The sequence below is a fragment of the Ruegeria sp. CDSB086 genome (assembly GCF_059611065.1).
Map to the genome: position 1 here is coordinate 165,770 of NZ_JBXWOV010000007.1, position 13,777 is coordinate 179,546.

A 13,777-nucleotide genomic window follows, 5' to 3' on the forward strand; every position below is an offset into this window, starting at 1 on the left:
TGATCAGAAACCGGCGCCAGAGAAGCTTTGAGGGGCGGAGTCAATCACTACTACCTGTTTGTTCTGGATCGTGGCAACGGCCAGACCGCGTTCATTCGTGCCGTCTGATCGCAGGCGGAAGATGCCGCCAACGCCCTGGAAACCGGCATTTTGTGTCAGGGCAGATGCGGTCAGCGCGTCGGATTTTCCCTGGCTCACCAAAGCCGCAATCGCTGCAATGCCATCATAGGCCAGACCGCTGATCGGGTGCGGAGCCTCACCATAGGTGCTGTTATACCGCTGACGGTACGCCTGCGCCTTTGCCGGGTCGGGCAGGGCGAACCAGCCCCCTTGAACACCCGGCAGTTCCAGCGTCTGTGCCGGTATGTCCCAGCGCGTCAGGCCGAGGAACTGGGTGGTGGCCGACGACACACCAGCTTCTGGCAACAGCTGCGAATACAGCGGCAGTGCGCCAGCTGTCGTTGCCGTCAGAAACACCGAATCCGCACCAGCAGCATCCACGGTTGCCTTGATCGTTGGAACCGAATTGATGACGCCTTGCTGGGACCGGTCATAGCCAACCGTACCCGCGTTCGCTACACGGCTGCTGGCAAGCGCAGTTGCAATCGCTGATTGACCAAGCTGCCCGGCTGCATCGTTGCTGTGGACGATGACCATGCTGGTTTTGCCTTGTGAACCGGCAAAGTTGACCAAACGGTTGGCCGTGTTCTGAAAGGTCGGGCCCAGAACAAAGACGTTGCCGCCTGCAATGCTGGTATTGTTCGAGAAGGACAGCACGTTGACCTTGTTATTCAGTACGGAGAGACCTGCCGAGTTTGCCGCCTGCGCGTAAACCGGGCCAATGATGATCTTCGCCCCATCCGCGACGGCTTGTTGCGCCACTGTCGCAGCCGTGTTCGAGCTGCCCCGCGTGTCATAAACGCGCAGATCAATCTTAACATTCTGCAGATCAGCCATGGCCAGACGCGCCGCGTTCTCAAGGCTCCGCGCCAGTTCGGCGTCGCCGGAATTTCCCGATCCCGCCGGAACCAAAAGTGCGACCGGAACGGGTTTGGACGTGTTGATTGACGGGCCTCCGCCAAGGCCGCCGGGCTCACATGCCGCGAGGAATGCGGCGGTTGCCAGGATCGCGGCGGATTTCGCCAGCTTGCGAACGGGCTTGCAAACGGTAAACATCTAAATGAAAACTCCCTGTCCCGGCGGCTTGGGGTACCACCAATCTGTTATGCCGCGATAATAAACGTCACGCTGTGAGGGTCCAGCTTTGAATTTTCAAAAAGTAAGATTGGGCGCGGGCCTGTATTTTGTTGCCACTCCGATCGGAGCGGCGCGCGACATCACGCTCAGAGCGCTGGATGTGCTGGCCTCGGCTGACGTCATTGCCGCCGAAGACACGCGCAGCCTGCGCCGGTTGATGGAGATTCACGGCGTACCGCTGGATGGGCGGCGAATCCTAGCCTATCACGATCACAGCGGCGCGGGCGCGCGCGGCAAAATCCTTGATGCGTTGCTGGACGGGAAGTCTGTCGCTTATGCATCTGAGGCCGGAATGCCGCTGATTGCCGATCCGGGATACGATTTGGGGAAGCAGGCCGCCGAAGCGGGTCATACGGTGACCTGCGCACCGGGACCGTCAGCGGCGCTAATGGCGCTGACACTGGCCGGGCTGCCGACAGATGCGTTCTTTTTTGCGGGCTTCTTGCCGAACGCGACGGGCGCGCGCCGGTCGCGGATCGAGGCATTGCGGGACGTGCCGGGCACACTGGTGTTTTACGAATCTCCGAAACGCGTAGCGGCGTGTTTGTCGGATCTTTCAACCGTGCTAGGCAATGACCGTCAGGCCGCAATGTGCCGCGAACTGACAAAGAAATTCGAAGAGGTTCGTCGCGGGACGTTGGAAGAACTGGCGGCCAACCTGCATGGGCAGACAGTCAAAGGTGAAATTGTGCTGCTCGTGGACCGCGGACATTCAGAAACTGTTAACGAATCCGACGTAGAAGAGGCGTTGAAACGAGCCTTGGAAACCCATTCAGTTCGCGATGCGGCCGATCTGGTATCAGAGATGTACAAGCTGCCGCGCCGCCCGATCTATCAGAAGGCTCTGAAATTGGGAAAGGGATGACATGGCTGCACGATCCGTTCGTAGTTCGGTGTCCTATCATGCCGGGCAGGCGGCGGAGCAGCAGGTTGCGTCAAATTATGAACAACGCGGCTATTCCATCATGAATCGCCGCTGGCGCGGCGCCGGTGGGGAGATCGATCTTATTGCGCGCGACGCTCACGGGATTGTCTTTGTCGAAGTGAAAAAAAGTGTCAGTTTCGATGCCGCTGCCGCCCGGATCAATCGGCGCCAAATGGATAGGATCTGCGCATCGGCGGCCCAATTCCTGGAAACCGAACCAAACGGGCAATTGACCAATGTGCGGTTTGACGCGGCTTTGGTGGATGCCTCGGGCGCCGTTCAAATTATCGAAAACGCCTTCGGTTTAGCCTGATCCCCATTGAACCCCCGACGTGGCTGGGCCATGTATCTGGCGTGAAACTGAGGGACACGCCATGAAAATCGCCTTTCAGATGGACCCAATCGGGGCCGTGGATATCAATGCCGACAGCTCATTCCGTCTGGCCGAAGAGGCGCAGGCGCGCGGACATACGCTGTTTTTCTACAGCCCGGATCAGCTGGCCTATCAAGAGGGGCGGATCACCGCGCGCGGTCAGGACATGAAAGTTCAACGGGTGGCGGGCAATCCGGCGGAACTTGGCCCCGAACGTGAAGTGGACCTGGCAGAGTTCGACGTGATCTGGCTGCGTCAGGACCCGCCGTTTGACATGCATTACATCACATCGACCCACTTGCTGGACCGTCTAAAGGGGCAAGTATTGGTTGTGAATGATCCGTTCTGGGTGCGGAACTACCCCGAAAAACTACTGGTTCTGGATTTCCCGGACCTGACGCCGCCCACAACGATTGCGCGGGATCTGCAGACCATCAAGGCGTTCAAGGAAAAGCACGGCGACGTCATCCTCAAACCGCTTTATGGCAATGGCGGTGCCGGAGTTTTCCGGTTGGATGCGAATGATCGCAACCTGACGTCTTTGCATGAGCTGTTCACCGGGTTCTCGCGCGAGCCTTTGATTGTTCAGAAATTCCTGCCGGATGTCAGCAATGGCGACAAACGTGTGATTCTGATTGATGGTGAAGCCGTAGGTGCGATCAACCGCGTACCGGCCGCGGGTGAAACACGTTCGAACATGCATGTAGGCGGTCGTCCCGAAAAGATTGGCCTGTCCGAGCGCGACCTGGAAATTTGTGCCGCGATCGGACCGCTGCTGAAGGAAAAAGGCCAGATATTTGTCGGCATCGATGTGATCGGCGATTACCTAACGGAAATCAATGTGACCTCGCCAACAGGCATTCAAGAGCTAGAGCGGTTCAACGGCGTGAACGTCGCCGAAAAGATTTGGCAGGCGATTGAAGCCAAGCTTTAAGATGCCGCCTTGGCGCTGATACGAAAGCTCAGCGCCTCGGCTATATGAGGGCGCCGGACATCCGGTGCCCCGTCCAGATCAGCGATAGTGCGCGCTACGCGCAGGATGCGGTGAAAAGCGCGGGCGGACAGGCCAAATCGCTCGGCTGCCTTCAGCAACAGGTCTTTGCCTTCAGCATCCGGGGCGGCAATTTCGTCCAGCTGCTTCCCCTCTACGTCGGCGTTCTGACGGGTGGACGGTGTATCGCGAAACCGCTCTGCCTGAATTGAACGGGCTTGTTCGACACGCGCGGCAACGGTGGCGGAACTGTCGCCAGAGGGTGGCAGGTCCAGATCGGTGAAACCGACCGGAGGCACCTCAATCCGCAAATCGAACCGATCCATCAGCGGTCCGGAGATTCGGCTCAGATAATCCTCTCCGCAAACAGGAGCGCGGGAACAAGCGCGCCCGGGATCGGTGAGGTAGCCGCATTTGCAAGGGTTGGCCGCCGCGACTAGCATGAACCGGCAGGGGTATTTCACATGGGCATTTGCACGCGCGACCATGACCTCTCCAGTTTCAATAGGCTGGCGCAGGGTCTCAAGAACCGTGCGCGGAAACTCCGGGAACTCGTCCATGAACAGAACGCCGTTGTGGGCCAGTGAAATCTCACCCGGCTTTGCCCCCCTGCCGCCACCAACGATCGCAGCCATGGACGCCGTGTGATGAGGTTCGCGAAACGGCCGGCTGCGGCTGATCCCACCTTCGTCCAATAGCCCGCACAACGACTGAATCATCGAAGTTTCTAACGCCTCGGTCGGTGTCAGCGGCGGTAAAATCCCGGGCAGGCGTGCAGCCAGCATGGATTTGCCGGAACCGGGTGTGCCGGTCATGATCAGATGGTGCCGACCTGCTGCGGCGATTTCCAGGGCGCGCTTTGCACGTTCTTGCCCTTTGACGTCGCGCAGGTCACGCGCGCTGGGCTCAAGTGTGACTTCGCCGGGCTGTGCGGCGGATAGCGGAGACTGGCCAGAGAAATGCCGCACCACGTCCCCAAGCGACCCAGCGCCGATCACCTGTGTTGCATCAACCCAAGCAGCTTCGGCACTGGAGGCGCGGGGGCAGAGCAAGGCCCGATCCTCAGCCGCCGCAGTCATTGCAGCGGGCAGGGCACCGACCACAGGCACCAGTGAGCCGTCCAAAGATAGCTCGCCTAGCGAAACCGAACCTTCGGCGGCGTCCCGCGGAATGATCTCTAAAGCAGACAGCAAGGCAACTGCGATGGGCAGGTCGAAATGGCTGCCCTCTTTGGGTAGGTCGGCAGGCGACAGGTTGATGGTGATCCGTTTTGACGGCAACGCGATCGCCATCGAGCTCAGCGCGCTGCGGACGCGGTCCCTCGCCTCCGACACGGCTTTGTCGGGCAGCCCGACGATGGAAAATGCGGGCAGGCCCGGTGAGACGGCGCACTGCACCTCGACCGGGCGGGCATCGACCCCTTGAAAAGCAACAGTGTGGGCGCGGGCAACCATGAATGACCTTTTTTGGTTAACAGGTCGTTGCTGCCACGGCTGCGGTTTAAGAATCGTTAACGGCGCGGGTCATCTCGGTGAATTTTGGCCAGGCACCGGGATCAGCGACTGTTTTGTCACGGCAAAACTGGTTGCAGAACCCCCAACGCTGGCCGTTCAGTTCAAGAACTGCGGTGATGGCTTTGCCGGAATAGGGGCAGGCGTCGTTGATTGACATATTTCCGTTCACGGCTTTTGCCTGAGAAGAACCGGCAATTGGCCAAGGTTCGGATGGCAGATCCACGGGGTATGGAAAAGGGTCGTAGTTGACCGTCAGCCCCATCGCACGCCACTGGCGGACAGAAACATCCGACAGCAAATCAAGGCAGTATTCACGATTGGCCTCAGCGACTGGTAAGCCATAGCCAATAATCCGTGCCGCGACCGGCGTATAGAACACGTCCGCAAGGGAATAGTGGCCGAACAAAGGACCGGAGTCCGCGCCTGACACATTACGGGCATGGGCCCACAAGGTCTCGATCCTTGCAAGATCGGTGCGTGTTTCGGTCGACGGAGCGAACCCCTGCCAGCACTGTTTGAGCTGCATTGGACACTGCCCGCGCAACGCGCCAAACCCGGCCACCATTTCAGCACATAGCCACCGCGCGGTGGCGCGCGCGGCGGGGTCTTTGGGCCAAAGCCCCGTTTCGGGATGTAACTCGGCAAGGGTTTCCGCCATCGCCAGGCTTTCCCCAACCACGGTGCCGTCGGGCAATCGCAGGGCCGGGACAAGGCGGGCCGGCGCGAGGGGTTTCATATCCTCGGCCATGGTACCGGAATAGAGGCCGATCATGTGGGAACGATAGGGCAAGCCGAACTTTTCCAGCATCAGCCACCCGCGCATGGACCAGCTGGAAAACAGGCGGTCTCCGATAAACAAATCATAAGTCATGCGGCTAGGATGGCGTGGCCGATCCATTCCGTAAATCAGTGATTTGTGCGCGGTTGCATCACGGAAGATGATTGATCGGTCCGACAGACCAGCGATCGCCGTGATGCGTGATTTCGGTAACCGAAAGGTTGTCGATGCGATGGCCAAAAGCCTCTTGCGCGTCAACGTCGAGCGCCCTTTGGACCTGGGTTAGGATCACGCCAAAATGCGCCACGACCACCAGATCGCATCCTGTGTGTTGTTGGATCAATTGGTCAACGGCTGCGTCGACGCGTTCGCGGACCTCGTTCCAGCTTTCCCCGTTTGGAGGGCGCACATCGCCGGGGTTGTCCCAATATGCAAAGGCAAGTTCGGGGTCTTCAGCCTCAATCTCTTTGAAGGCGCGCAGCTCCCAAGTGCCGAAATTGATTTCGCGCAGCGCAGACTGATGTTGCAGCCGCCGCCGTGTGCCTTGAATGGCCGATGCAGTATCGGCGGCGCGGCTCAGGTCAGAGGAAACAAAGATAGCGTCCGCAGGCAGGTGGTCATGCAACCGGGCAACGGCGGCACGATCGCTGAGGTCAGCAGGCAGGTCGGACCAGCCAACCATCGTTTTGGCGTGGGTCGGGCCGTGACGCACGAGATGCAGACGTGTCAATCCAGTCGCCCCTTCAATACCAACGGCAGGCCAGCCGTGACTTGCACCACCAGATCGGCTTCGGCGGCCAATGCGATGTTCAGCCGTCCCTGCGCTTCGCGAAACCGGCGGGACAGCGCGTTGTCAGGGACGATCCCTTGTCCAACCTCGTTCGAGACGATGACGACCTGTGCGGAACACAGGCGTAGCGATTGTAAAAGCGCGCTTTGCGTCTGTTCCAGATCGTTTTCTGCAAGCAGGTGATTGGTCAGCCACATGGTGGCACAGTCGATCAGACAGACAGAGTTCGGGGGCAAATCCGCCAATGTCGGGCCAAGGTCAAACGGTGCCTCGATCGTCTTCCAGCCTTCGCCCCGTTGGGAAACATGGCGCTGGACCTTATCTTGCATCTCGTCATCAAACACTTGTGATGTTGCAAGATAAACCCTCTTTTTTCCTGATGAAACAACAAGATGTTCGGCAAAAGCCGACTTGCCCGAGGCCGCGCCGCCCAACACAAAGGTTAAATCCGGACTCACGATAATTACCTTCCATGTGATCCACCCGGTTTTGTTTTGCGTATCGTTCATAGGTCGGCAAAGCAACCCCGGCCCGCGCCTGTGAAAAGGGGAGATTTCAATGGCACTGGACAATGCGAACGACTTCTCGATGTCCCGGAGGGCAATGAAAGCCGAGCTTCTGGACGCGGAAACCGAATTAAAGTTGGCATATGCGTGGCGGGACGACCGCGATGAACAGGCCCTTCACCGATTGATCACGGCCTATATGCGGCTGGCCATTTCGATGGCGGCCAAGTTCAAACGCTATGGGGCGCCGATGAATGATCTGATCCAGGAAGCCGGGTTAGGCTTGATGAAAGCCGCCGACAAGTTCGACCCCGACCGGGGCGTGCGGTTTTCGACTTATGCGGTCTGGTGGATCAAGGCGAGCATTCAGGACTATGTGATGCGCAACTGGTCAATGGTGCGCACCGGGTCCACGTCTTCGCAAAAATCCCTGTTCTTCAACATGCGACGTGTGCAGGCCCGGCTAGAGCGTGAGGCCGCGTCCGATGGCATGGATCTTGACCGTCATCAATTGCATCAGATGATTGCCGCAGAGATCGGCGTTCCGTTGCGGGACGTGGAAATGATGGAAGGTCGTTTGTCCGGCTCCGATTTCTCGTTAAATGCCGTTCAATCGGCAGATGAAGACGGCCGGGAATGGATCGACGCGCTGGAAGATGAGCGCGAACAAGCCGCTGAAGCTGTCGAAAACAGTCACGATACCCAGCAATTGCGTGAATGGCTGGTGACGGCAATGCAGGCTTTGAATGATCGCGAGAGGTTTATTGTCCGCGAACGCAAGTTGCGCGAACCCGCCCGAACGCTGGAAAGCCTTGGGCAGGAACTTAGCCTGTCCAAAGAACGCGTGCGTCAGCTTGAGGCTGCGGCTTTTGTGAAAATGCGCAAGAACCTTGAAGCCCAATCGCGTGAGGTGCAACACTTCATCGCATGAAACATCTTGCGATTCTGCTTTGTGCACTGGTGGTTATGGCCAACCCTGGCCATGCCGATGAGCTGATACCCGACGACGTTGTGTCTGCGATGACGTCTGCGGACGTCGTCATATTAGGCGAAATTCACGACAACCCGCAGCACCACATCATTCAGGCCGAGGCGTTGAAGGCCATCAATCCCTCGGCGGTTGTCTGGGAAATGGTGACTGAAGAAGGTGCTCAGAGATTGGCGGACAAGGCCATTTCCGATCCGGAAGAGCTTGCCAGAATACTGAAGTGGCTCGAATCCGGCTGGCCGCCGCTTAGCATGTACTACCCGGTCTTTCAGGCCTCAGACGCGCCGGTTTACGGTGCCATGGTTCCGCGCGCGGCGGCGCGCGCGGCAATGGAACGTGGCGCTGCGACGGCTCTGGGTGCTGATGCCGCCCGTTATGGATTGACGGTGCCACTGCCGAAGGATGAGCAGGTCGAGCGTGAGGCTGATCAACTCGCTGCCCATTGCAACGCAATACCAGAGACTGCGCTGCCGCAACTGGTCGCAATCCAGAGGTTGCGGGACGCGGTTCTGACAAGGGCCATATTGCGCGCTGTGGATGATACCGGTGGACCGGTTGCGGTGATCACTGGCAATGGTCATGCCCGTATGGACAGAGGGATTCCAACCTTTCTGTCCCGGCTACGCCCCGGTTTGAAAGTTTTCGTGCTGGGTCAGTCCGAGGATGGCGTCATTGACGGTGAGTTCGACGCTGTGATCGACAGCCCCAGCATCGAACGTGAAGACCCTTGTCTGGCGTTTGAGACACAGAATTAACCGCTGGAACTGTCCGTTGGCCTTGCCTAATGTCGGGCCGACCGGGACGGGAAGGGCAAAATATGCTGGCATCGAAACGCATTCTTCTAATCATCGGCGCTGGAATCGCGGCCTATAAGTCGCTGGATCTGATCCGGCGGCTGAAAGAGCGTGGTGCCTCTGTAACACCGGTTCTGACAGGCGCGGCCGAAGAGTTCGTGACCCCGTTGTCGGTGTCGGCGCTGGCCGGAGAGAAGGTTTATCGCGATCTGTTCGACCTGACGGATGAGGCCGAGATGGGCCATATTCAGCTGTCTAGGTCCGCCGATCTGATCGTGGTCGCACCGGCAACGGCGGACATGATGGGAAAGATGGCGGCTGGGCTAGCCAACGATCTGGCCTCGACCCTGCTGATGGCGACAGATACCCCGGTTTTGTGCGCACCGGCGATGAATGTCCGCATGTGGGACCATCCGTCAACACAGCGCAACTTCAAGCAACTACAGGCAGATGGTATTCGGTTCGTTGGCCCAAATGAAGGCGACATGGCTTGTGGAGAGTACGGCCCAGGTCGAATGTCGGAGCCTCTTGAGATTGTGGCCGCGGTCGAGGCGCAACTTGGCAACGGTCCGCTGAAGGGCAAGCGCATTCTGGTCACCTCCGGCCCGACACATGAACCGATCGACCCTGTGCGCTACATCGCCAACCGGTCCTCGGGCGCGCAGGGCACCGCGGTGGCACGGGCGTTGTCTGCGCTGGGCGCTGATGTGGTTTTTGTTACCGGCCCTGCCGATGTTTCGCCGCCCGAAGGGGTGCAGGTTATCCGCGTGGAAACCGCGCAGCAGATGTCTGACGCGGTCGACGCTACACTGCCGATAGATGCGGGTGTTTTTGCTGCTGCGGTTGCGGATTGGCGCATGGCGGCGCCTTCAGACAAGAAGCTGAAGAAAAGCCGCGATGGTCTTCCGGTGCTGGAGTTTGCTGAGAACCCGGACATCCTCAAACGCGTGTCCAGGCTGGATGCGGGGCGGCCGACCTTGGTGGTTGGCTTTGCCGCAGAAACTGACAACGTGCTTGAACACGCCACTGCGAAACGCGCGCGCAAGGGCTGTGACTGGATCGTCGCCAATGATGTCAGCCCTGCGACGGGCATCATGGGGGGATCGGAAAACGCGGTCACCCTGATCTCGGACGAAGGGGCCGAAGAATGGCCGCGCATGGACAAGGATGCAGTGGCGCAACGTCTGGCGCAAAAGATCGCCGACGCTCTGACAAGCTGAACAAGAGGTGCAGTGATGGTAGCAATTCGTGTGATCCGCGAAGACGGGGCCGATCCGGCCATCGCTTTGCCGTCTTATGAAACGACTGGCGCGGCGGGAGCGGATGTCAGGGCGAATCTGCCGAATGGAAATTCGATCATGTTGGAACCGGGGCAGCGCGCTTTGATTCCCACGGGGCTTCGGATCGAGATTCCAAATGGGTACGAGGTACAGGTTCGACCCCGATCCGGCCTTGCGCTGAAACACGGGATTACTCTGCCTAATACGCCCGGCACGATCGACAGTGACTATCGCGGCCCGCTGGGGGTGATCCTGCTGAACGCCGGTCAGGAAAGTTTTGAGATTGCGCATGGCGAACGAATCGCGCAACTGGTCGTCGCCCCAGTCGTGCAGGCTGCGTTTGAACCCGTTGAGGTGCTCAGCGACACGGATCGCGGCGCAGGCGGTTTTGGCTCGACTGGACGCGGTTGATGCTTCTGGTTCTGATCCTTGCCGGTGCTCTGTGGGGCATTGGGTACGTAGCGGGGGTGTCCCGAACTGCTCGCTCCGTGTCGGTCAGCGTTTTGCTGATCGGAGTACTTGTTATCCAACTGACGTTGCCGGGTGGGCACCCGCTGCGCGAGGCAACCGGCGGGTCTGCGGCATTGTGGTTGATCCTAGGTGGTGCCGCGGTTTTGGTATTGAGCTATGGCAAGGTGCTCAAAACGCTGCGCAACCGTGCCGCGCCACAGCCAGCCGAGGAAACCGCGATGCAGTCTGACAAGTTCTCTGAGACCGAGTTGGAGCGGTATGCCCGCCACATCGTCCTGCGCGAACTGGGCGGGCCGGGGCAGAAAAAGATGAAACAGGCTCGTGTGCTGGTGATCGGCGCGGGCGGTCTTGGTGCGCCTGCGTTGCAGTATCTTGCGGCGGCCGGTGTGGGCACCATCGGCGTGATCGACGACGATATTGTTGAAAACGCCAATCTGCAGAGGCAGGTGATTCACCGCGATGCCGACATTGGCATGCCCAAGGTTTTCTCGGCCCAGCAAGCCATGCAGGCGCAAAACCCGAACGTGATTGTTCTGCCCTACCATCGTCGTCTGACTGATGAGATTGCAGCAGACCTGTTCGCCGATTTCGACTTGATCCTCGACGGTACCGACAATTTTGACACGCGCTACTTGGCCAACCGTACTGCGGTCGCACTGGGAAAACCGCTTATTTCAGGTGCTCTGTCACAATGGGAAGGTCAGCTAAGCGTCTTTGACCCCGCCAATGACGCGCCTTGTTATCAGTGTATCTTCCCTGAGGCACCGGCCCCCGGTCTGGCCCCGTCCTGTGCCGAAGCAGGGGTTGTTGGCCCGTTGCCCGGCGTTGTGGGGTCCATGATGGCGGTTGAGACGATTAAGGTGATCACTGGGGCCGGGCAGGCTCTGCGCGCCGAAATGCTGATCTATGACGCGCTCTATGGCGAAAGCCGCAAGATCACCCTGACCCGACGCTCTGATTGCCCCATTTGCGGAGAAGTCGACGCGTAAGCCTACTGTCGCGCTAGATTGGCTAGAGATTTCGGCTGTATCGCGGGCACCCCCTCTGGACCATTTCGGCCCGCCTCCCTAGCTTGACCAGCAAAGGAGATCCGCATGACCAACCCGATCCTGTCCGCCTGGACCACTCCATTTGAAATCGCGCCATTTGCCGAGATTTCGGATGATGATTTTGCGCCTGCATTGGACGAGGCGTTGGCTGCCCATAACGCGCAGATCGACGCGATTGCCAACAACTCCGACCCAGCCAGTTTTGCCAATACAATCGAGGCGCTTGAGGCGGCCGGAGAGCAGATGGACAAGGTGCTGTCTGTCTTTTTCACCGTTTCGGGTGCCGACAGCAACCCGGCACGGGAAGAGCTGCAACGCGCGTTTTCGCCCAAACTCTCGGCGCATTTTTCGGGAATTTCGTCAAACAAGGCGCTGTTTCGGCGAGTTGCGGACCTGTGGGTGCGCAAGGATCTGCTTGACCTGACCGATGAACAGGCCCGCGTTCTGATGCTGACCCATCGCGGTTTTGTGCGCGCTGGTTCGGCTTTGGAAGGCAACGATGATACCCGCATGCAAGAGATCAAGTCGCGCCTTGCCACGCTGGGGACGTCCTTCACCCAGAACCTTTTGGCGGACGAGCGCGAATGGTTCATGAACTTGACCGAGAATGATCTGGAAGGATTGCCGGGTTTCGTCGTGGATGCAGCCCGCGCTGCCGGGGAAGAGAAGGGGGCTGATGGTCCTGTCGTCACTCTGTCGCGGTCGTTGATTGTTCCGTTTCTACAATTCTCACCGCGCCGCGATTTGCGTGAGAACGCGTATCGGGCCTGGACCGCGCGTGGTGCCAATGGTGGTGAAACGGACAACCGCGAGATTGCGGCCGAGATCCTGAACTTGCGCGAAGAACGGGCCAAGCTATTGGGATATTCCAGTTTCGCGGACTACAAGCTGGAAACTGAAATGGCCCGAACGCCGGACCGCGTTCGCGATCTGCTGATGCAGGTTTGGGGGCCGGCAAAGGCAAGGGCTGACGCCGACGCCGAAACCTTGACCGCGATGATGCAGGAAGACGGCATCAACGGTCCGCTCGAGGCGTGGGACTGGCGCTACTACGCCGAAAAGCGCCGCAAGGCTGAACATGATTTGGACGAGGCTGCGCTGAAGCCGTACTTGCAGCTGGATCGTATGATCGAGGCCGCCTTTTCCTGCTCCAACCGGCTGTTCGGGCTGGAGTTTGCCCCGCTGGATGTACCGCTTTATCACTCCGATTGCCGGGCTTGGGACGTAACACGCGACGGGCAGCATATCGCTGTTTTCATCGGTGACTACTTCGCGCGGGGTTCCAAACGATCGGGCGCATGGTGCAGCGCCATGCGGAGCCAGGCAAAGTTCCCCGAGGTACAGGCCCCCGTCGTGATCAACGTTTGCAACTTCGCCAAGGGCGACCCGGCGCTGCTGTCTTATGACGATGCGCGCACGCTTTTCCACGAGTTCGGTCACGCATTGCACCAGATGTTGTCCAACGTGACCTATGAAAGCATCTCTGGCACCAGCGTCGCGCGTGACTTCGTAGAGCTTCCCAGCCAGCTTTATGAACACTGGCTGGAGGTGCCCGAAGTACTGGCCGAATTTGCAACCCATGCCGAAACTGGTGAACCGATGCCGCAAGATATGCTTGAGAAAGTTCTGAAGGCCGCGAATTTTGATCAGGGGTTCCAGACCGTGGAATACGTAGCCTCAGCCTTGGTCGATCTGGCGTTCCACCAAGGCGAAGCGCCAGCTGATCCGATGGCGAAACAGGCCGAGGTTCTTGATGGTATCGATATGCCGCATGCCATCGGTATGCGCCACGCGACACCGCATTTTGCTCATGTCTTCGCTGGCGATGGCTATAGCTCGGGCTATTACAGCTACATGTGGTCCGAGGTCATGGATGCCGACGCATTCGCGGCCTTCGAAGAAGCCGGGGGAGCCTTTGACACAGAGCGCGCCAAAGCACTGGAGGACAATATCCTGTCCACCGGCGGCTCGCGCGAAGCTGAGGAGCTGTATCTGGCGTTCCGCGGGCGTTTGCCGGGGGTCGAGGCGCTGTTGAAAGGTCGCGGGCTTATCGCGACCTGA

General features: G+C 59.1%; 14 protein-coding genes. 9 read left to right on the top strand and 5 right to left on the bottom strand.

The features are described 5' to 3' along the window. Positions 1–3: 3 nt before the first annotated feature. A complete protein-coding gene (locus AC2FIO_RS15840; protein ID WP_282120139.1) occupies positions 4–1,176 on the bottom strand; it encodes a penicillin-binding protein activator in 1,173 nt (390 codons plus the stop codon). 88 nt (positions 1,177–1,264) lie between these two features. Here AC2FIO_RS15840 and rsmI point away from each other — a divergent pair, with 88 nt between their 5' ends. From rsmI to gshB, 3 genes are all read left to right on the top strand, one after another. Then, entirely contained in the window at positions 1,265–2,122 is an 858-nt protein-coding gene (gene rsmI / locus AC2FIO_RS15845; RefSeq protein WP_496698805.1) for a 16S rRNA (cytidine(1402)-2'-O)-methyltransferase, read from the top strand. Position 2,123: 1 nt separating this feature from the next. Next, the gene (locus AC2FIO_RS15850; protein ID WP_496698807.1) at positions 2,124–2,495 is read left to right on the top strand and encodes a YraN family protein; all 372 of its coding nucleotides are present in this window, start codon (positions 2,124–2,126) and stop codon (positions 2,493–2,495) included. 61 nt (positions 2,496–2,556) lie between these two features. Further along, positions 2,557–3,489 carry a glutathione synthase gene (gene gshB / locus AC2FIO_RS15855; RefSeq protein WP_496698809.1) on the top strand — a complete coding sequence of 311 codons (933 nt, stop codon included), beginning with the start codon at positions 2,557–2,559 and terminating at the stop codon, positions 3,487–3,489. Here the strand turns inward: gshB and AC2FIO_RS15860 are convergent. The 4 genes from AC2FIO_RS15860 to cobU are packed head-to-tail and all read right to left on the bottom strand — an operon-like array spanning position 3,486 to position 7,137. Then, positions 3,486–5,000 carry a YifB family Mg chelatase-like AAA ATPase gene (locus tag AC2FIO_RS15860; RefSeq protein WP_496698810.1) on the bottom strand — a complete coding sequence of 505 codons (1,515 nt, stop codon included), beginning with the start codon at positions 4,998–5,000 and terminating at the stop codon, positions 3,486–3,488. The two genes, gshB and AC2FIO_RS15860, sit on opposite strands and share 4 nt — an antisense overlap. A gap of 46 nt (positions 5,001–5,046) precedes the next feature. Then, on the bottom strand, positions 5,047–5,931 hold the full coding sequence (locus tag AC2FIO_RS15865) for a glutathione S-transferase (protein WP_282120245.1): 885 nt from the start codon (positions 5,929–5,931) through the stop codon (positions 5,047–5,049). Between the two features lie 58 nt (positions 5,932–5,989). Beyond that, complete coding sequence (locus AC2FIO_RS15870; RefSeq protein ID WP_496698813.1) at positions 5,990–6,568, bottom strand: histidine phosphatase family protein; 579 nt, start codon at positions 6,566–6,568, stop codon at positions 5,990–5,992. Continuing rightward, positions 6,565–7,137: a bifunctional adenosylcobinamide kinase/adenosylcobinamide-phosphate guanylyltransferase gene (cobU, locus tag AC2FIO_RS15875; protein WP_496698815.1), complete on the bottom strand. Its 573-nt coding sequence runs from the start codon at positions 7,135–7,137 to the stop codon at positions 6,565–6,567. The genes AC2FIO_RS15870 and cobU overlap by 4 nt, the downstream gene beginning before the upstream one ends. Before the next feature lie 49 nt (positions 7,138–7,186). On the opposite strand from cobU, the gene AC2FIO_RS15880 reads away from it, so the two are divergent. The 6 genes from AC2FIO_RS15880 (at position 7,187) to AC2FIO_RS15905 (ending at position 13,777) form a co-directional block, all read left to right on the top strand. Then, on the top strand, positions 7,187–8,065 hold the full coding sequence (locus AC2FIO_RS15880; protein WP_058273490.1) for an RNA polymerase factor sigma-32: 879 nt from the start codon (positions 7,187–7,189) through the stop codon (positions 8,063–8,065). Then, on the top strand, positions 8,062–8,877 hold the full coding sequence (locus tag AC2FIO_RS15885; RefSeq protein ID WP_058273489.1) for a ChaN family lipoprotein: 816 nt from the start codon (positions 8,062–8,064) through the stop codon (positions 8,875–8,877). Before AC2FIO_RS15880 ends, AC2FIO_RS15885 begins: the two co-directional genes overlap by 4 nt. Positions 8,878–8,939: 62 nt before the next feature. Then, positions 8,940–10,136: a bifunctional phosphopantothenoylcysteine decarboxylase/phosphopantothenate--cysteine ligase CoaBC gene (gene coaBC / locus AC2FIO_RS15890; RefSeq protein WP_496698818.1), complete on the top strand. Its 1,197-nt coding sequence runs from the start codon at positions 8,940–8,942 to the stop codon at positions 10,134–10,136. 15 nt (positions 10,137–10,151) lie between these two features. Further along, a complete protein-coding gene (dut, locus tag AC2FIO_RS15895; protein WP_282169778.1) occupies positions 10,152–10,607 on the top strand; it encodes a dUTP diphosphatase in 456 nt (151 codons plus the stop codon). After that, positions 10,607–11,656 carry a HesA/MoeB/ThiF family protein gene (locus AC2FIO_RS15900; protein ID WP_496698820.1) on the top strand — a complete coding sequence of 350 codons (1,050 nt, stop codon included), beginning with the start codon at positions 10,607–10,609 and terminating at the stop codon, positions 11,654–11,656. Before dut ends, AC2FIO_RS15900 begins: the two co-directional genes overlap by 1 nt. 105 nt (positions 11,657–11,761) lie before the next feature. Next, entirely contained in the window at positions 11,762–13,777 is a 2,016-nt protein-coding gene (locus tag AC2FIO_RS15905; protein ID WP_496698822.1) for a M3 family metallopeptidase, read from the top strand.